This is a genomic window from Streptomyces sp. NBC_01288 (genome assembly GCF_035982055.1).
Classification (GTDB): Bacteria; Actinomycetota; Actinomycetes; order Streptomycetales; family Streptomycetaceae; genus Streptomyces.
On sequence record NZ_CP108427.1, the window covers coordinates 3,561,303 to 3,583,441 of the forward strand.

24 protein-coding genes and 2 tRNA genes are annotated in these 22,139 nt (G+C 66.7%); 19 read left to right on the top strand and 7 right to left on the bottom strand.

Annotated features, from left to right (window positions below; all coding sequences use genetic code 11):
• Positions 1–816, bottom strand: coding sequence for an SOS response-associated peptidase (locus OG194_RS15340; protein WP_327401407.1), 816 nt, complete (start codon positions 814–816; stop codon positions 1–3).
• A gap of 50 nt (positions 817–866) precedes the next feature.
• Here OG194_RS15340 and OG194_RS15345 point away from each other — a divergent pair, with 50 nt between their 5' ends.
• From OG194_RS15345 to OG194_RS15360, 4 genes are all read left to right on the top strand, one after another.
• The gene (locus OG194_RS15345; RefSeq protein ID WP_266861988.1) at positions 867–1,589 is read left to right on the top strand and encodes a M50 family metallopeptidase; all 723 of its coding nucleotides are present in this window, start codon (positions 867–869) and stop codon (positions 1,587–1,589) included.
• 124 nt (positions 1,590–1,713) lie between these two features.
• A complete protein-coding gene (gene aroA / locus OG194_RS15350; RefSeq protein ID WP_327401408.1) occupies positions 1,714–3,042 on the top strand; it encodes a 3-phosphoshikimate 1-carboxyvinyltransferase in 1,329 nt (442 codons plus the stop codon).
• Positions 3,043–3,054: 12 nt separating this feature from the next.
• Positions 3,055–4,065, top strand: a complete 1,011-nt coding sequence (gene rsgA / locus OG194_RS15355; RefSeq protein ID WP_327401409.1) for a ribosome small subunit-dependent GTPase A — start codon at positions 3,055–3,057, stop codon at positions 4,063–4,065.
• 87 nt (positions 4,066–4,152) lie between these two features.
• Entirely contained in the window at positions 4,153–4,476 is a 324-nt protein-coding gene (locus tag OG194_RS15360; protein ID WP_327401410.1) for a DMT family transporter, read from the top strand.
• 1 nt (position 4,477) lies between these two features.
• On the opposite strand, the gene OG194_RS15365 is transcribed toward OG194_RS15360, so the two are convergent.
• Positions 4,478–5,098: a TetR/AcrR family transcriptional regulator gene (locus OG194_RS15365; protein ID WP_327401411.1), complete on the bottom strand. Its 621-nt coding sequence runs from the start codon at positions 5,096–5,098 to the stop codon at positions 4,478–4,480.
• Positions 5,099–5,337: 239 nt separating this feature from the next.
• Here OG194_RS15365 and hisN point away from each other — a divergent pair, with 239 nt between their 5' ends.
• Complete coding sequence (gene hisN, locus OG194_RS15370) at positions 5,338–6,138, top strand: histidinol-phosphatase (protein WP_327401412.1); 801 nt, start codon at positions 5,338–5,340, stop codon at positions 6,136–6,138.
• Between the two features lie 158 nt (positions 6,139–6,296).
• Here hisN and OG194_RS15375 read toward each other — a convergent pair whose 3' ends face one another.
• A complete protein-coding gene (locus OG194_RS15375) occupies positions 6,297–6,506 on the bottom strand; it encodes a hypothetical protein (RefSeq protein ID WP_327401413.1) in 210 nt (69 codons plus the stop codon).
• Between the two features lie 175 nt (positions 6,507–6,681).
• Positions 6,682–7,095 (bottom strand): DUF6415 family natural product biosynthesis protein, encoded by a 414-nt coding sequence (locus tag OG194_RS15380; protein WP_327401414.1) that lies wholly within the window; start codon positions 7,093–7,095, stop codon positions 6,682–6,684.
• Positions 7,096–7,297: 202 nt separating this feature from the next.
• On the opposite strand from OG194_RS15380, the gene OG194_RS15385 reads away from it, so the two are divergent.
• The 14 genes from OG194_RS15385 (at position 7,298) to OG194_RS15450 (ending at position 19,606) form a co-directional block, all read left to right on the top strand.
• Positions 7,298–7,558, top strand: coding sequence for a hypothetical protein (locus OG194_RS15385; protein ID WP_327401415.1), 261 nt, complete (start codon positions 7,298–7,300; stop codon positions 7,556–7,558).
• Complete coding sequence (locus OG194_RS15390) at positions 7,530–8,057, top strand: DUF6879 family protein (protein ID WP_327401416.1); 528 nt, start codon at positions 7,530–7,532, stop codon at positions 8,055–8,057. The genes OG194_RS15385 and OG194_RS15390 overlap by 29 nt, the downstream gene beginning before the upstream one ends.
• Positions 8,058–8,081: 24 nt before the next feature.
• Positions 8,082–8,933, top strand: coding sequence for a helix-turn-helix domain-containing protein (locus OG194_RS15395; protein ID WP_327401417.1), 852 nt, complete (start codon positions 8,082–8,084; stop codon positions 8,931–8,933).
• Positions 8,934–9,074: 141 nt separating this feature from the next.
• Positions 9,075–9,317, top strand: a complete 243-nt coding sequence (locus OG194_RS15400) for a hypothetical protein (RefSeq protein WP_327401418.1) — start codon at positions 9,075–9,077, stop codon at positions 9,315–9,317.
• Positions 9,318–9,508: 191 nt separating this feature from the next.
• Entirely contained in the window at positions 9,509–10,318 is an 810-nt protein-coding gene (locus tag OG194_RS15405; RefSeq protein ID WP_327401419.1) for a DUF2785 domain-containing protein, read from the top strand.
• Positions 10,319–11,071: 753 nt separating this feature from the next.
• Positions 11,072–12,589, top strand: coding sequence for an ATP-dependent nuclease (locus OG194_RS15410; RefSeq protein WP_327401420.1), 1,518 nt, complete (start codon positions 11,072–11,074; stop codon positions 12,587–12,589).
• A 161-nt stretch (positions 12,590–12,750) separates the two neighbouring features.
• On the top strand, positions 12,751–13,716 hold the full coding sequence (locus OG194_RS15415) for a DUF6414 family protein (RefSeq protein ID WP_327401421.1): 966 nt from the start codon (positions 12,751–12,753) through the stop codon (positions 13,714–13,716).
• Between the two features lie 475 nt (positions 13,717–14,191).
• On the top strand, positions 14,192–14,443 hold the full coding sequence (locus OG194_RS15420; RefSeq protein ID WP_327401422.1) for a hypothetical protein: 252 nt from the start codon (positions 14,192–14,194) through the stop codon (positions 14,441–14,443).
• Positions 14,444–14,653: 210 nt separating this feature from the next.
• Positions 14,654–15,139, top strand: coding sequence for a hypothetical protein (locus tag OG194_RS15425; RefSeq protein ID WP_327401423.1), 486 nt, complete (start codon positions 14,654–14,656; stop codon positions 15,137–15,139).
• 591 nt (positions 15,140–15,730) lie between these two features.
• Positions 15,731–16,105, top strand: coding sequence for a CBS domain-containing protein (locus OG194_RS15430; RefSeq protein WP_327401424.1), 375 nt, complete (start codon positions 15,731–15,733; stop codon positions 16,103–16,105).
• Positions 16,106–16,256: 151 nt separating this feature from the next.
• The gene (locus OG194_RS15435) at positions 16,257–16,673 is read left to right on the top strand and encodes a Fur family transcriptional regulator (RefSeq protein WP_327401425.1); all 417 of its coding nucleotides are present in this window, start codon (positions 16,257–16,259) and stop codon (positions 16,671–16,673) included.
• A gap of 175 nt (positions 16,674–16,848) precedes the next feature.
• Positions 16,849–17,616, top strand: coding sequence for an ABC transporter ATP-binding protein (locus OG194_RS15440; protein WP_327401426.1), 768 nt, complete (start codon positions 16,849–16,851; stop codon positions 17,614–17,616).
• On the top strand, positions 17,613–18,464 hold the full coding sequence (locus tag OG194_RS15445; RefSeq protein ID WP_327401427.1) for an ABC transporter permease: 852 nt from the start codon (positions 17,613–17,615) through the stop codon (positions 18,462–18,464). Before OG194_RS15440 ends, OG194_RS15445 begins: the two co-directional genes overlap by 4 nt.
• Positions 18,461–19,606, top strand: a complete 1,146-nt coding sequence (locus OG194_RS15450; protein ID WP_327401428.1) for an ABC transporter substrate-binding protein — start codon at positions 18,461–18,463, stop codon at positions 19,604–19,606. Before OG194_RS15445 ends, OG194_RS15450 begins: the two co-directional genes overlap by 4 nt.
• A 48-nt stretch (positions 19,607–19,654) precedes the next feature.
• Here the strand turns inward: OG194_RS15450 and OG194_RS15455 are convergent.
• From OG194_RS15455 to OG194_RS15465, 3 genes are all read right to left on the bottom strand, one after another.
• A tRNA-Met gene (locus OG194_RS15455) sits at positions 19,655–19,728 on the bottom strand.
• 219 nt (positions 19,729–19,947) lie between these two features.
• On the bottom strand, positions 19,948–21,816 hold the full coding sequence (locus tag OG194_RS15460) for a tetratricopeptide repeat protein (RefSeq protein ID WP_327401429.1): 1,869 nt from the start codon (positions 21,814–21,816) through the stop codon (positions 19,948–19,950).
• A gap of 205 nt (positions 21,817–22,021) precedes the next feature.
• A tRNA-Met gene (locus OG194_RS15465) sits at positions 22,022–22,095 on the bottom strand.
• Positions 22,096–22,139 lie beyond the last annotated feature (44 nt).

Here is a 22,139-nt window from a genome sequence, read left to right on the forward strand (position 1 = left end):
CTAGAAGAGTGTGCCCTCCTCGGGCCCCTCCAGCTCCTTCAGCAGCTCCGGCCCGTTGTTGCGGACGTTGCTCACGGCCGTGGACACCGGGTACGCGCGCATCAGCCCGGCGGGCGGCGGGGCGAGCAGCTCGCGCAGGTCGTCCGGGTCGGTGCGGGACGGGTCGAGCCAGGAGTCCCAGCGGTCCGGGGTGAGCATCAGGGGCATCCGGGGATGGATGTCGGCCAGCGTGTGCGGCCCCTCGGCCGGGGGCACCGCCAGCGGGGTCGTCTCCGCCTCGGTGGTGATCACCGAGCAGGTGACCCACCAGGCCAGCGGATGGTCGTCGGGCAGGGTCCGGTCCCGCCAGAACTCGTACAGCCCGGCCATCGCGAACACCGACCCGTCGGCGGGCAGCACGAAGTACGGCTGCTTGCGCTGCCGCTTCTTCTTTCCCTCGACCTCCAGCTCCCGCTCGTCCTTGGCGGTGACCCACTCGTAGTAGCCGTCGGCGGGGATGATGCAGCGCCGGGTGGAGAAGGCGCGACGGTACGACGGCTTCTCGTGCACGGTCTCGGCACGCGCGTTGATCATCCGCGCCCCGCCCTCGGGGGTCTTCGACCAGCTCGGCACGAGGCCCCACTTGAGCCTGCGCAGCTGGCGAACCGGCTTCGGGCTGTCCGCGTCCTTAAGTGGACGGTCGAGGACTGCATAGACCTCTTTGGTCGGGGCCACGTTGTAGTCGGGGGCCAAAGCCTCCTCGGGCTCCCACTTCTCGATCTCAAAGACTCCTGCGAGATCCTCGGGCCCACGACTCGCTGCATACCGTCCGCACATACGTGCCAGACTGCCAGATTCGACGACCACCACGGGAGCCTCCGCCGCCAATGGACAGCACCGCAATCACCTCGTTCAGCGCCCTGTGGGACGAGGTCTTCGGCAGCCAGCCCGACCCCGATCTGTGGGTGGTCATCGCCACCATGGTCGCCGCGCTGGCCGTGGTCGTCCCGCACGGCCTGTGGCGCCTCTCCCGCAATGCCATCACCATCGCCCACGAGGGCGGCCACGGCCTGGTGGCCCTGCTCACCGGCCGCACCCTCACCGGCATCCGCCTCCACTCCGACACCAGCGGCCTCACGGTCAGCCGAGGCAAGCCGCACGGCCTCGGCATGATCCTCACGGCAGCCGCCGGCTACACCGCTCCCCCACTCCTGGGCCTGGGCGGCGCGGCCCTCCTCGGCGCCGGCCACATCACCCTCCTCCTCTGGCTGTCGACCCTCCTCCTCATAGCCATGCTGGTCATGATCCGCAACGCCTACGGCGCCCTCACGGTCATCCTCAGCGGAGCAGCCTTCCTGCTCGTGTCCTGGCTGACGGGCCCCCAGGTCCAGGCGGCCTTCGCGTACGCGGTGGTGTGGTTCTTGCTGCTGGGGGGAGTCCGCCCGGCTTTCGAGCTCCAGGCAAAGAGGTCAAGGGGCGGCGCGGGCGACTCGGACGCGGACCAGTTGGCGCGACTGACCCACGTACCGGCGGGCCTATGGCTGTTTCTTTTCCACCTGGTGTCCCTGTGCTCGCTAATAGGCGGGGGACGATGGCTGCTGGAGCTGTGACAAGCCCCGAAGGGGCGAGTCACTAGGGGCGCGGGGCTGTATCTATGTGCGGCTCCGCCGCGCGGGCGCGACCAGCCACGACGGCGCGGCACCCGAAAGACGGCCTACTTATACAGTGGGTCACATGGCCCCGAACAACGACCAAACCGCCCTCTGGCCCGCTCCCCACGCCCGCGGAGCCGTCAACGCGACGGTCCACGTCCCGGGGTCCAAGTCCGTCACCAACCGCGCCCTCGTCCTGGCCGCTCTCGCCAGCGAACCAGGCTGGCTACGCCGCCCCCTCCGCTCCCGGGACACCCTCCTGATGGCAGCCGCCCTCCGCGCGATGGGCGTAGGCATCGAGGAGGGCGTAGGCACGGAAAAGGGCTCCGGCGAGTTCTGGCGGGTCATCCCCTCCGGCCTCCACGGCCCGGCCACGGTCGACGTAGGCAACGCGGGCACCGTGATGCGCTTCCTCCCCCCCGTCGCCGCCCTGGCCAACGGCCCCATCCGCTTCGACGGCGACCCGCGCTCGTACGAACGCCCCCTGCACGGCGTGATCGACGCCCTCCGCGTCCTCGGCGCCCGCATCGACGACGACGGCCGAGGCGCACTGCCCCTGACGGTGCACGGCGGAGGCGCGCTGGACGGCGGCCCCGTGGAGATCGACGCGTCCTCCTCGTCCCAGTTCGTGAGCGCCCTGCTCCTCTCCGGCCCGCGCTTCAACCAGGGCGTGGAGGTCCGCCACATCGGCTCCTCGCTCCCCTCGATGCCGCACATCCGGATGACGGTCGACATGCTGCGCGCGGTCGGCGCCCAGGTGGACACCCCGGAGTCGGGCGGCGAGCCCAACGTCTGGCGGGTCACCCCGGGCGCGCTGCTCGGCCGGGACCTGACGGTCGAGCCGGATCTGTCGAACGCCCAGCCCTTCCTCGCCGCGGCGCTCGTGGCCGGCGGCAAGGTCGTCGTACCGGACTGGCCGGCCCGGACCACCCAGCCCGGTGACCGGCTGCGGGAGATCTTCACCGAGATGGGTGGTTCCTGCGAACTGACCGAGTACGGGCTGGAGTTCACCGGTTCGGGTGCGATCCACGGTATCGACGTGGACCTGGGCGAGGTCGGCGAACTGACCCCCGGCATCGCGGCCGTGGCCGCCCTGGCGGACTCCCCGTCGACCCTGCGGGGCGTCTCGCACCTGCGCCTGCACGAGACCGACCGGCTCGCCGCGCTCACCAAGGAGATCAACGAGCTGGGCGGTGACGTGACCGAGACCGCCGACGGTCTGCACATCCGCCCGCGCCGCCTGCACGGCGGGATCTTCCACACGTACGAGGACCACCGCATGGCCACCGCGGGCGCGATCATCGGCCTCGCGGTCGAGGGCGTGCAGATCGAGAACGTGGCGACAACGGCGAAAACCCTTCCGGATTTCCCCGACCTGTGGACCGGGATGCTCGGGAGCGATGGGGCGTAGGGGACACACGCCATGCGTCGCTACGGCAAGAACACCGACGAGGACGACATCCGCCAGCGCCCGAACCGCAAGGGCAACCGGCCGCGCACGAACATCCGCCCCAAGCACGAGGAGGCGGTCGAGGGCATGGTCGTCACCGTCGACCGGGGCCGGCTGACCTGTCTGGTCGAGGACCGGGTCGTGATGGCCGTCAAGGCCCGCGAACTGGGCCGGAAAGCGGCGGTGGTCGGGGACCGCGTCGGCATCATCGGCGACCTGTCCGGCGACAAGGACACCCTCGCCCGCATCATCCGCATCGAGGCGCGCACCTCCGTGCTGCGCCGCACGGCCGACGACGACGACCCGTACGAGCGCGTGGTCGTCGCCAACGCCGACCAGCTCGCCATCGTCACCGCCCTCGCCGACCCCGAGCCACGCCCCCGCCTGATCGACCGCTGCCTGGTCGCGGCCTACGACGGCGGCCTCGACCCACTCCTCGTCCTGACCAAGTCGGACCTGGCCCCGCCGGACGAACTCCTGGAGATGTACGGCGCGTTGGGCGTCCCCTACGTCGTCACGAGCCGCGAGGAGCTGGAGAACGGCACCGCGGTGGAGCGGGTCCGCAAGCAGCTAGACGGCAAGATCACGGCGTTCGTCGGCCACTCCGGCGTCGGCAAGACGACCCTCGTGAACGCGCTGGTCTCGCTGGAGCGGCGGCGCAGCACCGGCATCGTCAACGCCGTCACCGGCCGCGGCCGGCACACCACGACCTCGGCGCGCATGATCCCGCTGCCCGACGACTCCGGCTGGGTCGTCGACACCCCGGGCGTCCGCTCCTTCGGCCTGCACCACGTGGACCCGTCCCGGGTGATCAAGGCCTTCCCCGACCTGGAACCGGGCACGGAGAACTGCCCGCGCGCGTGCAGCCACGACGAGCCGGACTGCGCGCTGGACCAGTGGGTGGCGGACGGTCACGCGGACCCGCAGCGGCTGTACTCGCTACGGCGGCTGCTGGCCACCCGTGAGCGGACAGAGGGCGACTGATCACCGGCTGACCACCGCGTGTTTGTGGGGACTCAAGTTCGGTAAGTGCATAATCGCACCGAGCCGGACAAACGGGAGGACAGCACAATGGCGTGGCTGCTGGTTGTCGTGGCCGGAATTCTGGAGACCGGGTTCGCTGTGTGCCTGAAGCTGTCCCACGGCTTCACGCGCCTGTGGCCGACGGTCGCCTTCTGCTCCTTCGCGCTGGGCAGCTTCGGCCTGCTCACGCTCTCCCTGAAGAAACTCGACGTGGGCCCCGCCTACGCCGTGTGGACCGGCATCGGCGCGGCCGGCACGGCGATCTACGGCATGATCTTCCTCGACGACCTGGTGTCGACCCTGAAGATCGTGTCGATCAGCTTCGTCATCATCGGCGTGATCGGCCTCCAACTGTCGGGCTCCGCGCACTAGTTCAGGCCCCGAGGATCCGATGGGTCGGCGTCAGCGCACCGCGCACCAGCTCACCGACCCCGCCCTCCCCCGGCGGCGCCGCCACACAGGACAGCGCCAGCCGTACGACGAGTTCACAGGACCGGGCCAGGTCGGCGGTGTCCGGTTTGGCCGCGCCGGGTCCGGCGAGCACCGCCACGGCACGGTCGCGGACGACGGCCACGAAGTCACCGGGTGAGGGCAGCGGCCCGTCGGCCCGGCGCTGGGCCGGAACGGCGGAGGAGGACGGCACCGCGGACAGGGTCGGCGAGGGCAGCCGCTCGCTCCAGCAGCCGGTGAGCATGGCTCGTACCAGTGCGTTCTCGCGGGCCGCCGACGTGGTCCACTCGGCGGTCGCGGTCAGCCGCTCGCGGGCGTCGCTGTGACTTCCGAGCGCCCGCTCGACACCGACGAGATATCCGTCGGCCTCCCTTCTGACCAGCGCCCGCGCGAGACCCTCCTTGCTCCCGAACTCGTTGTACAGCGTCTGCCGGGACACTCCGGCGGCAGCGGCCACGTCCACCATCCGTACGGTGGACCACGACCGGCGCGCCAGCGCCGTATAGGCGGCGTCCAGCAGGGATTCCCGCGCTGCAGGCATCATTCGCCTCCCGGGGGCGAGCGGCTCTGCGCCCAGATTTGACGCGCACGGGAGCACTGTCAAGGGTTCGCGGCGGTGCCGGGGGGCGCACTTCGGCCATTGCGCGCGGGAGTTGGGGCGGGGGTTGAGGCTGGGGTCGCGGCGAGGGTTCCCCCTCGACGGTCTCCCCGGGGTCCCCCACCTCCCGTTTCGCCCACCGGACCCTGTAGCCCCGGCGCGACCCCTGAAGATACGGTTCACGCATGGCCGACTATCACGATGACCTGCGCCTCGCCCACGTCCTCGCGGACGCCGCCGACGCCGCGACGACCGCGCGGTTCAAGGCCCTCGATCTGAAGGTCGAGACCAAGCCGGACATGACCCCGGTGACCGAGGCGGACAAGGCGGCCGAGGAGCTGATCCGCGGCCATCTCCAGCGCGCCCGCCCGCGCGACGCGGTCCTCGGCGAGGAGTACGGCGCCCAGGGCACCGGCCCCCGCCGCTGGGTGATCGACCCGATCGACGGCACCAAGAACTACGTACGCGGCGTCCCGGTGTGGGCCACGCTGATCTCCCTGATGGAGGCGGCGGAGGGCGGCTTCCAGCCGGTCGTCGGCCTGGTCTCCGCGCCCGCGCTCGGCCGCCGCTGGTGGGCCGCGAAGGGCCACGGCGCCTACACCGGCCGCAGCCTGTCCTCCGCGTCCCGGCTGCGCGTCTCCCAGGTCTCGAAGCTGACGGACGCCTCCTTCGCGTACTCCTCCCTCACCGGCTGGGAGGACCAGGGCCGCCTGGGCGGCTTCCTCGACCTGACCCGCGAGGTGTGGCGCACACGCGCGTACGGCGACTTCTGGCCCTACATGATGGTCGCCGAGGGCGCGGTCGACATCTGCGCCGAACCCGAACTCTCCCTCTGGGACATGGCCGCCACCGCGATCATCGTCACCGAGGCAGGCGGCACCTTCACAGGCCTCGACGGCCACCCGGGCCCGCACAGCGGCAACGCGGCGGCGTCGAACGGCATCCTGCACGACGAGTTCCTGGGGTATCTCAACCAGCGGTACTGACCTGCCTTACGGCCTGACCTGCGCGTTTCCCCCTTCCTCAGGACCCCTGGGCCGTCATGGGGCAGTCGCCGGTATTCGGGCCGACCTCGAACGCGCCTTCACCGCTTCCCGCATGCGACCCGCGCAGGTCGGCGAAAGTCGTGCCGGGATTGTTCGGCTCAGGGCCTCCTCCGCTCTGCGATCAGCACGCGCGCCAGGATGCGCACCAGCGCGGTGTCCGGCTCGACGAGGTCAGCGTGCTCGCGGTGTGCCCACACGTCTCTCCCCGGTCCGCTCATGCTCTCCTCGTGCCAGAGGTGAACCGCGTCGTCGGGATCGGTGATCGGCTCGTCGCAGTAGCGGCAGTAGCGGCAGAAGCGCAGGCTCATGACGCACCCGCGATCTGTGTGTGGCAAGTGCAGCGTCGCACCAAAACCAGGCCGGCCCCGTGGGGCAGCGGGATGTCCTTCGTCTGACGGCATTCGTGGTGCAGTTCCTGGTATCCGTCCAGGGCGGCCACCGCGCACTCGGCGGAGCGCATCGAGGTGTCATCGACGGCCGCAGTCACGGGCGCGCACCGAGGTTCTCGTAGTGGTCGCACAAAGCGTTCGAGGTGCGTGCCAGGCGTCGGGCATAGCCGACTTCGACGCCGAATCTGCGGATCGGCTCGGCACGGAGCTTTCCCCGCGCCTCGCCTACGCAGGCGAGCGCGCAGTAACGGGGGATGCTGTCCTTCTTCAACCGCCTGACGGACTGCTCGACCTCAGGGATGAGCAGCTCCAGGTGACCCCGAACCATCTGCGTCAGCGTCTCCAGCTCATCAGCCGTCGGGGGCAGCGCCACGGCATCGGGGTCCAACAGAATTCCCACGGTCTCGCGCATGACGGTGATGTCAGGGCGATCAGCTTGCCGGCGCTCAGCACCTTCGGATGCTGCGGTGGTGCGGTTCACCATGTCGACCCCTGCCCAGTCGGCCACGCCCGGGGCCGTTCGCGAGGTCGCCGGGTCTCGTCATGCCTCTCGAAGCTAAGAGCACGACGGACGCCCATGCCAGCAATGTGCAGATCTTTGCATTCATGCCAACCAGCCCTGTTCCTTGGTGAGTTCGGCCTCTTGACCAGCTACGCCATCTGCCGAACCGTGCCGCAAAGAACTGCACATCACATGGATGGAGACAGTCATGTCGCTACGGTTCAGCGGGGTCGACCCGGACACCAAGACCGGGGACTCACCGACCGTATGGGTCGACCAGGAGAAGGGCGAACTCGTCTTCCAAGGATGGAAGCCCGACCCCCAACTCGAAGCAGAGTGCGCCGCGTTCGAAGTGCCAGGTCATGCCGTCGGTATTCCGGTGGACGAGGCCGTGATCCGCGTCCCTGCCAGGATGGTGCACATGATCAGGGAGGCGTGCGATGTCCTCGATCGTTCCGACGATCGCTGAACTCATGGACAAGTGCACACGCTCCGCTGTGCACCTTGAGATGCGAGATCACTACGGGGTGGCCGCAGAGGCTGACGACTTCGGGACATGGCTGGAGACCGGCCAGCTCGACACCGACCCCGGATCGCCGGACTGGGCACCCTGGGTGGACCTGGTCTCCTCTGCCGTGGCGCGCTGCGTCGCGGTGCGGCGCGCCCGGATCGTGTCCGAACCCGTCACGGACTACATCCGCTACGAACACGCCTCCACCGGCGTCAACGTGCACGCCGGGGAACAGGTGCGCTGGTTGCCCCGCCGCCGCGCCTCGGACATCGCCCTGCCGGGCAACGACTTCTGGCTCTTCGACGACCAGGTGATCCGGTGGGGCTACTTCTCCGGCGACGGGGCCATGATCGGCCACGAGGTCTCCGAGGACCCAGCCGCCGCGAAGCTGTGCGCTGAGTCCTTCGAGGCCGTATGGGCGCGCGCGATCCCGCACGGCCAGTACCAGATCCACTGACCAGAAAGCACCAGCAGCCACCCCATGCCCGCCTCGCCCTCCTCGTCTGCCCAGGCCGCACGTGAAGCCGTCGCCCACCGGCTGCGCGACCTCCGCAAGGAAGCCGGCCTGACGGTCGTACAGTTGGCTGCCGCGTGCGGCTGGCACTACTCCAAAACCTCACGCGTCGAGAACGCCCTCACCGGGCCATCCGCGAACGACATCCGACGGTGGTGCACCGCGACCGGGTCAGACGGACAAGCGCAGGATCTCGTCGTGCAGTCCATCAACGCCGAGTCGATGTACCGGCAATGGCGCGACCAGGTCCGCGCCGGACTGCGACACATCCAGGACAGCAGGATGCAGGCGTCCCGCGAGACCCAGACCTTCCGGATCTACTCCTCCAGCATCGTCCCCGGGCTCTTGCAGACAGAGGGCTACGCGCTCGCCGTCCTCGGCATCGCCGCAGGCATCCACGACCTGGACATCGACGACAGCGCGGAGGCCGCGCGCGCCCGGCTCGAACGCTCCCGCATCATCCACGAACAGGGACACCGCTTCGTCGTGGTGATCGAGGAGGCCGTCCTGCACTCCCAGGTGGCCGACCCCGACGCGATGGCAGCGCAACTCGGCTATCTCCTCACCGCCGGCGCCCTTCCGGCCGTCTCCCTCGGCGTCATCCCCATGACCATCCGCCGGACACACTGGCCCGAGGGGACCTTCCACATCTACGACGACAAGCACGTCTCCGTCGAGCTGGTATCCGCCGAGGTGAACGTCACCCAGCCCTCCGAAATCGCCCTGTACGCGAAGGCATTCGAGCGGTTGCGCAGCATGGCCGTGTACGGCGCGGACGCTCGCACTCTGATCGTGAAGGCCATTGAGGCCCTGCGCTGAGCACGGACATTGACCAAATCGGTGGTCGATCTACATCCAACCCTTCGGTTGCCACTCGCTGTCGTCACCGCACCTGTAGACCTTGCCGTTGTCCGAGCCGCATCCCCGGGTCTGTCCCGGCGGCGGCTTAAGATCCAGGCCATGGCAGACATTCCCGACGAATTGATCAAGCTGGAACGTTCCTCCGAAGACGCCCGTCAACAACTCGCCGGCCTTGTCGGTGAGGAGCACGAGGCCCAGTGGAAGGCGTGGCGTACGGCAGCCGAGGACTTCCAGGCCGCAGTGACCGAATACGCGACGCGCGAGGACGTGACCATGTCGCGGCATGAGGTGGAGCAGGCGGCGAAGCGGGCTGTACGGCACGCCGAGCCCGCTGATGCCTGACCTACGAGCTCCCGGGCCGGCTCTCCAAGGGCTACTCACCGACGGCAGTCCGTTACTGAGATTCACGGCGTGATGTCGCGACGAGATGGACGCTGAACTGCGCGGACTTGTCTTCCTCCGACGACAGCACGCCAAGATCACCAGCAGCTCTTCCCTGACCGGAGGGCCGTGATTAGGGTGTTGCGATGCCTATGGATCATTTCGCCTGGTCGTCGATCGCCGCCGAGGGCTTCCCCTTTCCTGAAGGCGTTCCGGCGTCCCGGCTCAGTGATGAGCTGTCAGTCATGCTGGTCTCCCCTGACCCCAAGGTCCGCGATGATCAGGCGTATACCGCCGCCGCGCACTGGATAGATGAAGGCCATCTCGATGAGGTCCTGGAGGATCTTGGAGACACGGCCGCGGGTCGCTTCAAGCATCCCGAAATACAGGCGCGGACGTTCGCGCCGCTCGTCTTGCGATGCGTGCTGGCGCGCGCGGTGGCAGCGCCCGGCGCCGCGCCGAAGGCCGCCGCTGAGCGTTGGTATGCCCCCTTCACCGCCTGGTATCCGGCTGAGAGCGACACCCGTGGCTGGGACGACTCCCTGGGCTGGCTGCACGCTGTCGCGCATGGCGCCGACGCGGCTGCGGCGTTCGCGCAGGCGTTGCCGAGTCGGTGCGCGGAGTTGCTGGAGCTGTGTGCCCGCCGGATGACGGCTGCGGTCGACTACCGGTATGTACAGCTGGAGGATGCCCGTCTGGCCCGTGCGATCGGCCGCATCCTGCTCGTGCCCGGCCTGTCGGCTGAGCAGGCCACGGGGTGGCTGAGCGTGGTGACCAAGGCGCTGGAGGCCGGCGGTTACGGTCCGGTGCCTCCGTGGGCGTTCAACACGATTGCGACCCTGCAGTCGCTGCATCTGCATCTGACGCGCGGCCTTGCCGAGGGAGGGGTTCCTTCCCACGCTGCCGTCGTTGCCGAGGAAGTGGCCGCCATCCTCCGCCTGCCCTATCACTGGCTCGCGTGACAGGGACCGGGACCGCAAGCTGGTTCCGGGCTACCGATGATCCCGGCATGCTGCCGCCGGAGAAAGACAAGTCCGCGCAGTTCAGCGTCCATCTCGTCGCGACATCACGCCGCGAATCTCAGTAGACCAGTACGCCCCGGCTTCTTGTGGTCCGCTTCCTCACTGAAATCAGGCCGGTCTTGCAAGTCGTCGCTACCCCACGCGACCAACTGAGTTACAACCTTCTCTACTGGTTTCAAGGCGGCTCGCTCCGCTCCCCGCGTGCGGCCCGACCCCCGGCCGTGCCTGCGCTCCTGTCTCCGCCCCGCTCCAGCCCGGCCGACGCCCGGGTCGCGCGCACAGCAATCAGCCACCTGATCCCAGAGAAGGCGTACATAGTGGCTGGGGTGGTCGACTCCGCAGCTCCACTGAGCCACTTTGGCGCGAGCCTCGAACAAGCTTCCCATTTTGATTGTTTTACCTGCAAAGACGCTGTCAGATGATCAGCTCGGGAGTAAGCTGCCCGGCCAGGTGCCGCATCGAGGGACGGTTCGTGTGATCAAGGATCTCCGCCTCCGGAGCTTTAAAGCATTCCCGATGTTCGCTGTAAATTTTAGACAGTCGTCACTTCTCGTTGGGCCAAACAGTGCGGGAAAGAGCACCATCCTTTCAGCCTTGAGGCTAGGAGAGACTTGCCTACGACTAGCGAAGCGCAGCCATCCCACGCTCCGATCTGCACACCGCGGTATCTGGGTTCCAGCATATCCTGTCCCAATGCGTGAATTCGCTGCACTTGATGAGAGCGTACGTCACAATTTCCGCGATGATGAGTCCAGTCTGGAACTGGAATGGAAGAATGGCTGCAAGCTTCGAGTGGTCTGGCCGGAACTGTCGCCACATACCGAACGAGAACCCCCGTTCTTCTATCTTCTAAACAGCAACGGAACCACACCTCGAAGCATTCCCCAGATTCGCTCTCTATTCGCGCCAATGGGAATCATCCCCGCACTCTCCCCTCTGGAGCACGAAGAGAGCATACTGGCCGATGAATACGTGAAGCTGAACCAATCCACGCGCCTAAGTAGTCGCCACTTCAGGAATCAACTGCGCTTGCTGGACCAAGACGGGCAGTGGGATTCTTTTGTCGAGTTCGCCACCCCTTGGCTAGGCGGAATCGCTCTCAGAAAACCGGTAACACAGTACGACCCATCCAGTATTGATGTCTTCTTCACCGAAAAAGGGAGTGGGATTGAGAAAGAAATCGTATGGGCTGGCGACGGAATTCAGATCTGGCTTCAGATTCTTTTGCAGCTGCACCATGCGCGATCCCTTCCAACACTTGTTCTCGATGAGCCCGAGGTTTTCCTTCACGCAGACCTGCAACGGAGATTGATTCGGCTTCTGGATTCAATGAACTCCCAGGTTATCCTTGCTACACATTCTGCAGAGGTGTTGGCGGAGGCCGAGAGGAACTCAATCGTATGGGTTGACAAGTCACGACGCCGCGCCCTGAGGGCCCCCAAGGAAGATCAGCTGCACGGACTAGATAACGCACTGGGAACCGCCTTCAATCTCGCTATGGCAAAGGCGCTTCGCTCTCGAGGCGTCCTCTTCGTTGAAGGGAAGGATGTAAAACTCCTAAAGAAGGTCTCTAAACGGCTCAATCTGTCACAGATCACCAACGAATACACCCTCGCAGTCGTCCCAATCAACGGATACACAAACTGGGGCAAGGCGGAGGCGTTTGGGTGGTTCCTCCAAGAATTCCTAGGCAATTCAATAAAAGTCATGATCCTGCTCGATCGAGACTACAGATCTGAATCTCAGGCCCAAGAGGTCGTTGATAAGTTCTCTGCCGTAAGAGTTCAAGCTCACGTCTGGAAAAAGAAGGAGCTAGAAAGCTACCTAATCTTGCCGGAGGTTATTTCAAAGCTGAGTAAGTGCCCTGAACTAACGGTACGGGAACTCATCTCGGCGAAGGTGGCCAAAATGAAAAATGGCATCTTTTCCCGGCTCCTCGCAGACCGCCAGGAGGTTGAGCGGACCACCGGAAAGAGTATCGCGACAATCACGGAAGATCTACTGAAAGAGTTCGAACTGAACTGGGAAAATGAAGAATACCGCCTCGCGCATTGCCCGCCAAAGGAGCTAATTTCTCAGCTGAATTACGAGCTGCAAAAAATGGGTCATAAAGCAGTCTCATTTGACGCAATCGCGGCATCTACCACCGCAGGCCAAATCGATGAGGAGATGATTGAGGTGCTACAGATGATTGATGCGTTGGCCCAGTAGATCGAGGGGGCCACCCGCCGATCACTGTGGCTCTCAGGGAAATAGACCAGAACCCTACAAGTCAGTCTCGGGCCACCAAGCGTTTCATTAAAAACAGATCCAGTTAGTCTGATTAGGTCAGCAGGTCAAGTATCCACGAATATTCTCTGAGGGAGTTCACCATGATGGACTACCGACTTTCACACCCACTTTACCTTGACGTGCAAATGATGGTCAGCTTTCTCGCCTACCTAGAAGGGGGAGTTTACGTAACAACTGAAGAGACGATGCAGACAGAGCAGGCAAAAGACCGGAAAGCGACTGGCGGCGGAAAGTTGAAACTTCCATCTCTGGGAGCTTTGCTCGGTCTCGAAGCCTCTGTAAATGCCGAACTAGGCGGCCACACGGGCGAGTCAGCTGAAATCAAAGTGGCAAGGCATCACACTGCAGCAAGTCTATTCAATGCCCTCTATGGCCACCTGGCTTCCGACGCAAAGATCAAGCATATCGGCGATACAGATGATTTGCGCGGTGTGAAATCCGGAGACTTTGTCGAGGTATCAGGGCGCTACACCGGGAATCCACTTGAGGAGACTCTTGCAGTTTTCAGTCGATTCTTCGAATACATGAAAGAGCTATCCGAAAAGGAGGATGAACGAACCTCCAAGGCCTCAAAAGGGAAGAGGTCCGGAAACCCGCAAACCCGCGAGGAGGCTTCAGGTGAAGAGGGGAGCAGTGACCTGACAGCAATCACTAGACAGTTCAATGAAATTCGAGACACGCTAGAATTTGCCCTATTTCTCAAAATGAAAGATGAGCTTGAGAGTTCACCAATCCATGATGTAGTCCTCGAAGCCGGGTCTGGCCTGAGGGCAGTCCTGACCGTTTCGTCAGATTACTACAATCCGGCAGTGGGTGAGCGCCTAAAGTCCGGAGACTTTATCGTCCTAGGTAAAGTGACTAGAATCCTTCACTCCGGAGAGTCGATCAATCTTTCTCGCCGTACAGTTATTGGCGCTATGGAAGGCGACGATGCGAACATTGCAGCAAGCTTGGCGGAAGGTATTCCGGGACTAAATCAGCACGTAGGCAGTCCGGTTGTAAGTTTCCCTGCTATTCAAATCCTACCCATGGCAATCTTCGTGTAGGCAACTGCGGTTCTATGACGCGCCTAGGGAAGCAGGAGGGGTGCTCAGGTACTACCTCTTAATTCACGCAGGACGGTGGAGTTCCTCGCGGTAATTCCTCAACCACACCTCGGGGTCGACTTGGATGGCGCCACGCTCCTCAGACCAAGCACGACCCACAGTCTCCAGGTCCGTTAAGGGATGGGGACCACGAGCTGACCGTGTGTGCATTCAGCCCGCTATCCGGCCCAGGTGCCCGCAGGTCCCAAGCTGAGAACCTTTGCGAGCCAAGCCGCTTTGGAGTTCTCCCCAACGGGTCTGCCGTCGCGGCTTGTTCCGGTCGACAGCACCGGCAGCGTGGTTGAAGCCGGTGGTGGTGCGGCGAGACACACGCGCGCCGTGTCGGTTGGCTGATCCGCCACCGTGGCTGACTGTCTTCGGCCGAGGCCTACAGAAGCGAGGTTCTCGCCCCCGCCACGCGGGTAGTGACGTCAGCGTGAGCGATGACCACAAAGAAGAACGAAGCAGCCTCGTCACCAACTTGGGCGCCGGCATCCGTGAAACGCATTACCGAGCCGCGCATGACGCAGCCGCGAACATCTGCTCTGGCATCTTCGACACGATCCCTGTCGACCTCCACGACGTTGTACACGAGGCCGTCATGGCCGGATATGCAGCTGCGCTGAGCGATCTGGACGAAGGCAAGTTGGACGACCATGTTCGAGAGCGCTCCGAGATCATCGGGTGAGGCACCGCGTCGCAGCCCGTCTCATTCAGCCCCGTTCACGACCGTTCAGGCGAGACCCACACCCCTCCGGTCGCCGACGGCCGACCGCCGATGAACCCAGGTGAACGCCCCCGCACACACCCCAACACCACAGTTGGAAAGCGTGTTGGGCGCCACCAGCAACACAAGAACAAGTTGTGGTGCGCCGATCAGCCTTCACAATGGCTGACCATGTGGCTTTCACTGACGATCACGCTGATCCCGGCAGCCGTTGCCTGGGGTATCACCGTCTGGCAGGTACGGACACAGAGAGTCCGACAGATCGAGGACGTCTACGTAGCACGCTACTGGTCGTTGCTGGACAAGTTCTCGGCGACCACTCTTCGCGGTCTGGATGGACCACAGTTGGAGCCGCAAGAGGAGTTGGCGATCCGCCTGTACTTTCGCCTGAGCGAAGATGAAGCCGACCTGCGATCGCAGGGATGGGTCTCCGATGACACGTGGCGTGACTGGAGCGGCGCCATCTCTTCACAGATGCATCGTCAGCCCTTCGCGCGCCTGTGGGTCGAGACCTTGGAGGACTCCGAAGACGGGCGCGACTATGAGTTCAAGCACCTGCGCAGACTGTGCCATAACCGCGCCTACGATCCCCCACCAGTTGGAACTCTCCGACGATGGCTACGTCGGGCCCCTTGGCGACGATCCACAGGTTCATAATGCCGTTCGGACAGACCGAGTGCGAGGTCGATGCCGCACCACAACCGCACCAGATCGAGCGGGGAACAGCGGGGAACCACGGTAAAAGCAGGTGCCACCGACGAAGTCCAAGCCCAGCCATTCGACCAGGTCAGCGCCCAATCCACCCACAAATGCCCGCAGCTTCCCAAGCTGATGTCCGGAGACGAGCCGGGCATTGCCACGGCGGCCTCGCCGGGCCGCCTGTGGGCCGTCCGAGCGTGGCCAACGACGACCAGTAACGACCAATGACGGCCACAACCACGTAGCTCGTCGCCGGGGTGGAGGGTGATCCCGCACCCCACCGACAACTGCGATCAATACCAGCGCTACTGAGCACCACAGGACGCCTGCGCACGCCCCCAACCGGCCGCGCGCGCCCTCTTGTTGACCCGTGCTTTACCTGCAACTCTGAGAGTCCCCCCACTTGTGAATTTGTGAATCCGGTAACTAGCGGACCCTCCGTCCGTGAACCACGCGGGTTCCACTAGGAGGTGGCCTCACCCCATGCTGCATCCAACGCCGCAACCCACACCGCGATCCACTCCACAGTCCACGCTGGTCCGCGACGCCATGAGCACGGTGGTCCTCACCATCGGCCCCGCCCACACCCTCCGCCAGGCGGCCGCCCTGATGGCCTCGCGCCACGTCGGCGCGGCCGTGGTCCTCGACCCGGACGCCGGCGGCATCGGCATCCTCACCGAACGCGACATCCTCAACTCCCTCGGCCGGGGCCAGAACCCGGACACCGAGCGCGCCCATGCCCACACCACCACCGACGTCGTCTTCGCCACCCCGGCCTGGACCCTGGAGGACGCGGCCAGCGCGATGGCCCACGGCGGCTTCCGTCACCTCATCGTCCTCGACCGCGCCGAGCCCGCCGGCATCGTCTCGGTCCGCGACATCATCCGCTGCTGGGCACCGGCACGACAGCAGGTACCGGCCTGACGGCGGGCGGGGCCCAGCCGGAGCCACAGCAGGAACCGGATCCGGATCCGGAACCGAGGCCGGAATTCGACTTGGACTCAGTCCAAGTCCAGCACCCCTCCAAAGTCACACCTATTCGGAAACTGGTCACCCTGCTGTTAAGCTGGCCCGCATGAGTGACCTTCTGGAGCGGCTGCGCGGACGCGGATGGCGGATGACCGCACAGCGGCGCGTCGTGGCCGAAGTACTCGACGGCGACCACGTCCACATGACCGCCGACGAGGTCCACTCCCGCGCCGTGACCAAGCTCCCCGAGATCTCCCGGGCGACGGTCTACAACACGCTGGGCGAGCTGGTCTCGCTCGGCGAGGTCCTCGAAGTCTCCACCGACAAGCGGGCCAAGCGCTACGACCCGAACGCGCACCGCCCGCACCACCACCTGGTCTGCGCCCAGTGCGGCCAGATCCGTGACGTCCACCCGGGCGGCAACCCCCTCGCCGACCTCCCCGACTCGGAGCGCTTCGGCTTCACGGTCTCGGACGTAGAGGTGACGTACCGCGGGCTGTGCCCGAACTGCGCGAGCGCGTAGCAACTCCCTTCACCGGCCCCGGTATCCGTTCGCCACGGACGCCGGGGCTTTGTGCTGCGTACGGGCTTCGGCTTTGTGCTGTGCACAGGCTTCCCGAATCTGACGGTCCGTCATATCGTCGTGCGGCACCCCCCACCCGTACCGACAGACGTACCGTCCTCCGCAAGGAGCAACCGTGGGAGACCCGCACCCAAAACTCCACGCCACCGAACTGACCCGCACCTTCGGCCGCCCCCCGCACCAGGTGGACGCCCTCGGCCCCCTCGAACTCACCGTCACCCACGGCGAGTTCGTCTGCCTGGTGGGCCCGTCCGGCTGCGGCAAGTCCACCCTCCTCCGCATAGCCGCAGGCCTACTGCGCCCCACCACAGGCACCCTGGAGATCCATACATCGACCCCTCGCCCAGCGGCCATGATCTTCCAGGACTACGGCATCTACGACTGGAAGTCGGTCAGGGCGAACGTCCGCTTCGGCCTGGACATCCAGCGCGTCCCGCGTCGCGAGGCGAACGCCCGCGCCACCGAGTGGCTGACCCGCCTGGGCCTCGCCGACTTCGCGCACGCCTACCCGGCGACCCTCTCGGGCGGCATGCGCCAGCGGGTCGCCATCGCCCGCGCACTCGCCGTAGAACCCGAACTCCTGCTGATGGACGAGCCGTTCGCGGCCCTGGACGCGCAACTCCGCACGATCCTCCAGGACGAACTCCTCGACCTCACCCGGTCGTTGCGCACCACCACCCTCTTCATCACGCACAGCCTGGAGGAGGCGCTGGTCCTCGGTGACCGGGTTCTGGTGATGTCAGCCCGCCCGGGCCGGATCATCGCGGAACACCGCCCGCCGTTCCCGCGCCCGCGCACCGGCGACATCCGCGACACCCCCGAATTCACCGCCCTGAAAAGCGAGTTGTGGGAGCTGCTGCGGAAGGAGGCGGTCCCGGCATGACCACCGTCGCCCCCGACCGCCAGGAGTCGGTCCTGGTCCGCCGCCCCGGCCCCCACGAACTCAACCCCCTGCGCACCCACCGCCGTCGACGCGCCCTGGAACTCACCCTCGCCACAGCCGTCCCCCTGGCCCTGATCCTCTGGTGGCAACTGGCCGCCACCCAGGGCTGGATAGACCCCCGCGTCTACCCGTCCCCCTCCACGATCCTCTCCGACGGCTGGTCCAGGGCCACCGCGGGCGACCTGTGGCCGGACGTCTGGGCCACCACGAAACGCGTCCTCGGCGGCTACGCGATCGGCACGGTGACCGGCTACGCCCTGGGCCTCCTGATGGGCTCGCTGTCCCTGGTCCGGGCGGCACTGGAACCACTGCTGGACGCCCTCTACGTCGTACCGAAACTGGCCCTGTTGCCCATCTTCCTGAACATGTTCGGCCTGGGAGAAGGCCCACAAGTGGCCCTGGTCGCCACCACGGTCTTCTTCTTCGTCTGGATCTCGACGATGTCGGCGGTGGTGGCGATCCCCGCCGGCCACCGGGACGCGGGCCAGGTCTTCGGCGCCACGCCCTGGCAGATGTTCCGCCACGTCCTCCTCCCGGCGGTCCTGGTGGGCGCACGGATCGCGGCCGGCGTGGCGGTCCTGGTCATCGTCGCCTCGGAACAGATCGCGGCGACGAACGGCCTGGGCCACCTGATCTTCGACTCCCGCGCCCTGTTCGAGAACGACGTGATGTTCGTCGGCATCGTGTGCGTGGCGGTCCTGGGGGTCGTCTTCTCCGAACTGGTGCGTGTGGCAGGCCGGTTGCTCACGCCGTGGGCACCGAGGGACCGAGGACGGGGCCGGTCATGAGAAGGCGTGTGTACGGAACGGCAGTTGTCGTGGCGGCCCTGCTGGCGTCGGCGGGCTGCTCCTCCAAGTACGCGGACGCCAGCGGGACTTCGGGCACAACCACCGCGGGCCACCGCACGGTCACCCCGGTGGACGGCTGCGGCAAGTCCTCCTGGACGGACCCGACGGACGTCTCCCCCACCCGCGTCCCGGCCCGCTGCGAACCCCTCGCCCCTCCCGCCCAACCCCTCCCCAAGACACGGAAGTTGACGATCGCGACGGGCACGCTGAGCGCGGAGTACGTGGCCCCGCTCGAAGTAGCCGTCGACAAGGGCGAGTTCAAGAAGGAGGGCCTGGACGTGACACTCAAGGTCCTCCCGACTCCCGACGCACTGCCCCTGCTGGCCAAGGGAGACATAGACGCGATGTGGGCGGCCCCGGAGGCGGCCGTCATGAACGGCGTCAAGGGCGGCTTCGACATCAAGTGGGTGGCCGGCAACTTCTCCCCCGACCCCAAGTCGAAGAGCGGCCTCTGGGTGAAGCTGAAGAAGGGCGAGGCGGCGGCGGACGTCAGGATGGCGGGCCGCAGGATGGGCACGATGATCGGCAAGGGCTCGGTGATCGCATACCCCATGGAGAAGGCCCTGGCGACCCACGGCGGCGGCCTCGACAAGATCCAGTACCAGCAACTCGGCTCGGCCGACGTCCTCACCGCCCTCCAGAACGGCGGAGTCGACTCGGCCTGGCTCCTGGACCCGGTCTGGCGCAAGGTCGACGACAACCCCCGGTACGCCTTCCTGGGCGGCCAGCCACTGGGCGAGCCCCTGGGAGGCATGCTGTACGGCCCCAGCCTCCTGAACGACGACCTGGACGCCGGCGTAGCCCTGCTCCGCGCCTACATCCGCACGGTGAACACGTACTTCGCCGGCGACTACAAGGCGGACCCGTCCTTCGTCGCCTACCTGGCGAAACTCCTGAAGGCGGACGAGTCGGTCCTGAAATCGACCCCGTCACTGACCATGGACTGGGAGATCCGCGCGGGCACGACGACCAGGCTGCAATCGGCGTACAAGGCCGCGGGCGTTCTGAAGGGGCCCGCGCTGCCGGAGTCCAAGACGGTCGACCGCTCGCTGTACGAGGAGGCGGTGGGCCACCAACCGTAGAAACACCGAGGGCCGGAACCCTTTCGGATTCCGGCCCTCGGCCTTCAGTAGCGGGGACAGGATTTGAACCTGCGACCTCTGGGTTATGAGCCCAGCGAGCTACCGAGCTGCTCCACCCCGCGCCGTTGTGATTGCAACGCTACGTCAGACGGGCGGACAGAAGCAAATCGCTTATCAACCCAGGTCAGCTCCACCCAGCCCGTCCGGCCTCCACTTTTCAGCGCAGGCCGCCACCACTCAGCCCGTCCGGCGTCCGAGGACGAGGCCGTCCAGGCCGAAGCGGGGGTCTGGGGGCGGCAGCCCCCAGTGATGGGACGGGTAGGGGCGGCGGGGGCGAAACCCTACGCCGTCAGCTCCTGCCGCAACGCATCCCGCAACCGAGCCGCCCGCTCGGAAACCTCCCGAGGCCCCAGCGTCACCGCCCGATCAGCCCACCGCTGCCCCTCGGCCAGCTCCCCTCGACGCGCGTACACCAGGGCCAGCCGCAACGCGGCCCGCCCATGCCCCGCATCCGCCGCCCGAGCCCACCACACAGCGGCCTCAGGCTCACTCCCCTCCCGGGCCAGCAACAGCCCGAGATTGAAAGCCCCGTTACGAGACCCGGCCTCGGCAGCCTCCCGGTACCACCGAGCCGCCTCGACGACATCGCCCCGCGCGGCGGCCAGCATCCCGACCCGGACCTGCGCCCGCCGATGCCCCTGAGAGGCCGCCCGCTCGTACCACTCCTCGCACTCGGTCTTCTCGTGCACCTGCTCACCCAGCTCGTGCGCGGGCGCAGGCGGCCGCCGGGCGTCAAGCACCGAGGCCAGCCGATAGGCGGCCTCCGCGCTCCCCCCACCGGCCGCACACCGCAGATGCCGCTCGGCCTCCCGCTCGTCCCCGTCCCGAAGCCGGGCGATCCCGACCTGCAACGCCGCTTCCGTGTGCCCGGCGGCGGCGGCCCGCTCGTACCAGGGCAGCGCGACGCCTTCGTCGCCCCGCCCGGCGAAGAGAATCCCGAGGTTGAACGCCGCGTCCACGCTCCCGGCCTCCGCGGCCTTGGAGAACCACGGCTCGGCCCCGGTCGCGTCGCCGCCCTGGAGCAGCAGCACGGCCAGCGCGTTGGCGGCCTCCCGGTGCCCGGCGTAGGCGGCCCTCCGGTACCACTGCTCGGCATGCGCGGTACGCGCCTGCTCGGCGCAGAGGAGACCGAGGTTGTACGCGCCGTTCACGTCCCCGGCGTCCATCGCGGCCCGGTACCACCGCTCGGCGGTCTGCGTCTCACCGCGCTCGGCGTGCAGCGCGCCCAGCGCGTTGGCCGCGTTGCCGTCGCCGTCCTGGGCGGCCCGGAGCCACCACACGGCGGCGCTCTCGGTGTCGCCGGCGTCGCGCAGCAGGAACCCGAGCGCGCAGGCGGCCCGCGCCTCCCCGTCCTTCGCGGACGTCAGATACCAGCGCCCGGCCTCCTTGAGCTCGCCCCGCTTCTCCAGGATCGCCCCGAGTTGCAGCGCGGCCCGCTGATGCCCACGCGCGGCGGCCTGCCGGTACCACTGCTCGGCCTCGTTCTCCGGGGACCCCGAGGCGTCAGCGGTTCCCGGGGCCGATGCGACACCGTTGTCACCCCCAGCCGCACGCCCGCCCCCGCCGTCGTACTCCCGCTCGCCCTCGTGCGGCGCCTGCCGGTCGAGCGCCCGCGCCAGCCGGTACGCGGCCTCGCGGTGCCCGCGCTCGGCGGCGGACCGCATCCACCGCTCGGCCGCGGTGTCCCCGCGGTGCTCCAGCAGATCGGCGAGCGCGTACGCGCCCAGCGCGTGGCCCTGTTCGGCGGACTGGCGCAGCCAGTACTCGGCGGCGGGCTCGTCGCCGCGCTCACGGTGGTACCGGCCGAGCGCGTGCGCGGCGGCCGCGGACCCCGCCACAGCCGCGATCCGCCACCAGCCGGCGGCGTCGTCGGTGTATCCGCGCTGGTGCAGAAGGACGCCGAGGTTGTTGGCCGCGGCCCGGTCACCCTCGGCGGTGGCGGCACGCAGCAGGGGCTCGGCTCCGTCGAGATCACCGCGGCGCAGCAGCATCGCTCCGAGGACACTCGTCGCCTCGACGTCGCCGGCCTGTGCGGCGAGCCGTGTGCGTGCCTCGTCGACAGCCTCCCCGTCACCGGACTCGTCCCGGTCGGAAGGCTGCACAAAACGCCCTGTATCCAACAGAGTTGCCTTGTCCCCCATAACGTCCATCGTCGCACCACCTGCAACCTGGGTACACCTGGTATACCGCAGCCAGTGAGGTCTCTACAGCGTTTTGTCGACATGCCCACAGAGAGACAACACAAACACGGTTTCGCCAAGTCCCGTCGGCGGCACGGCCGTCGCCCTCGTCGGCACATGCGTTCGCACAGCGCGAAGGCCCGGATCCTTGGAGGATCCGGGCCTTCGCGATCAGTAGCGGGGACAGGATTTGAACCTGCGACCTCTGGGTTATGAGCCCAGCGAGCTACCGAGCTGCTCCACCCCGCGCCGTTGTGTTGCAACCGTACCACGGCGTGAGGTGGGCTTTTTCC

What these genes read in the sequence shown, in the direction of transcription:
- OG194_RS15340 (WP_327401407.1), bottom strand. Translation starts at nt 816, where the DNA reads ATGTGCGGACGGTATGCAGCGAGTCGTGGGCCCGAGGATCTCGCAGGA.
- OG194_RS15345 (WP_266861988.1), top strand. Translation starts at nt 867, where the DNA reads ATGGACAGCACCGCAATCACCTCGTTCAGCGCCCTGTGGGACGAGGTC.
- aroA (WP_327401408.1), top strand. Translation starts at nt 1,714, where the DNA reads ATGGCCCCGAACAACGACCAAACCGCCCTCTGGCCCGCTCCCCACGCC.
- rsgA (WP_327401409.1), top strand. Translation starts at nt 3,055, where the DNA reads ATGCGTCGCTACGGCAAGAACACCGACGAGGACGACATCCGCCAGCGC.
- OG194_RS15360 (WP_327401410.1), top strand. Translation starts at nt 4,153, where the DNA reads ATGGCGTGGCTGCTGGTTGTCGTGGCCGGAATTCTGGAGACCGGGTTC.
- OG194_RS15365 (WP_327401411.1), bottom strand. Translation starts at nt 5,098, where the DNA reads ATGATGCCTGCAGCGCGGGAATCCCTGCTGGACGCCGCCTATACGGCG.
- hisN (WP_327401412.1), top strand. Translation starts at nt 5,338, where the DNA reads ATGGCCGACTATCACGATGACCTGCGCCTCGCCCACGTCCTCGCGGAC.
- OG194_RS15375 (WP_327401413.1), bottom strand. Translation starts at nt 6,506, where the DNA reads ATGAGCCTGCGCTTCTGCCGCTACTGCCGCTACTGCGACGAGCCGATC.
- OG194_RS15385 (WP_327401415.1), top strand. Translation starts at nt 7,298, where the DNA reads ATGTCGCTACGGTTCAGCGGGGTCGACCCGGACACCAAGACCGGGGAC.
- OG194_RS15390 (WP_327401416.1), top strand. Translation starts at nt 7,530, where the DNA reads ATGTCCTCGATCGTTCCGACGATCGCTGAACTCATGGACAAGTGCACA.
- OG194_RS15395 (WP_327401417.1), top strand. Translation starts at nt 8,082, where the DNA reads ATGCCCGCCTCGCCCTCCTCGTCTGCCCAGGCCGCACGTGAAGCCGTC.
- OG194_RS15400 (WP_327401418.1), top strand. Translation starts at nt 9,075, where the DNA reads ATGGCAGACATTCCCGACGAATTGATCAAGCTGGAACGTTCCTCCGAA.
- OG194_RS15405 (WP_327401419.1), top strand. Translation starts at nt 9,509, where the DNA reads ATGGATCATTTCGCCTGGTCGTCGATCGCCGCCGAGGGCTTCCCCTTT.
- OG194_RS15410 (WP_327401420.1), top strand. Translation starts at nt 11,072, where the DNA reads ATGCGTGAATTCGCTGCACTTGATGAGAGCGTACGTCACAATTTCCGC.
- OG194_RS15415 (WP_327401421.1), top strand. Translation starts at nt 12,751, where the DNA reads ATGATGGACTACCGACTTTCACACCCACTTTACCTTGACGTGCAAATG.
- OG194_RS15425 (WP_327401423.1), top strand. Translation starts at nt 14,654, where the DNA reads ATGTGGCTTTCACTGACGATCACGCTGATCCCGGCAGCCGTTGCCTGG.
- OG194_RS15430 (WP_327401424.1), top strand. Translation starts at nt 15,731, where the DNA reads ATGAGCACGGTGGTCCTCACCATCGGCCCCGCCCACACCCTCCGCCAG.
- OG194_RS15435 (WP_327401425.1), top strand. Translation starts at nt 16,257, where the DNA reads ATGAGTGACCTTCTGGAGCGGCTGCGCGGACGCGGATGGCGGATGACC.
- OG194_RS15445 (WP_327401427.1), top strand. Translation starts at nt 17,613, where the DNA reads ATGACCACCGTCGCCCCCGACCGCCAGGAGTCGGTCCTGGTCCGCCGC.
- OG194_RS15450 (WP_327401428.1), top strand. Translation starts at nt 18,461, where the DNA reads ATGAGAAGGCGTGTGTACGGAACGGCAGTTGTCGTGGCGGCCCTGCTG.
- OG194_RS15460 (WP_327401429.1), bottom strand. Translation starts at nt 21,816, where the DNA reads ATGGACGTTATGGGGGACAAGGCAACTCTGTTGGATACAGGGCGTTTT.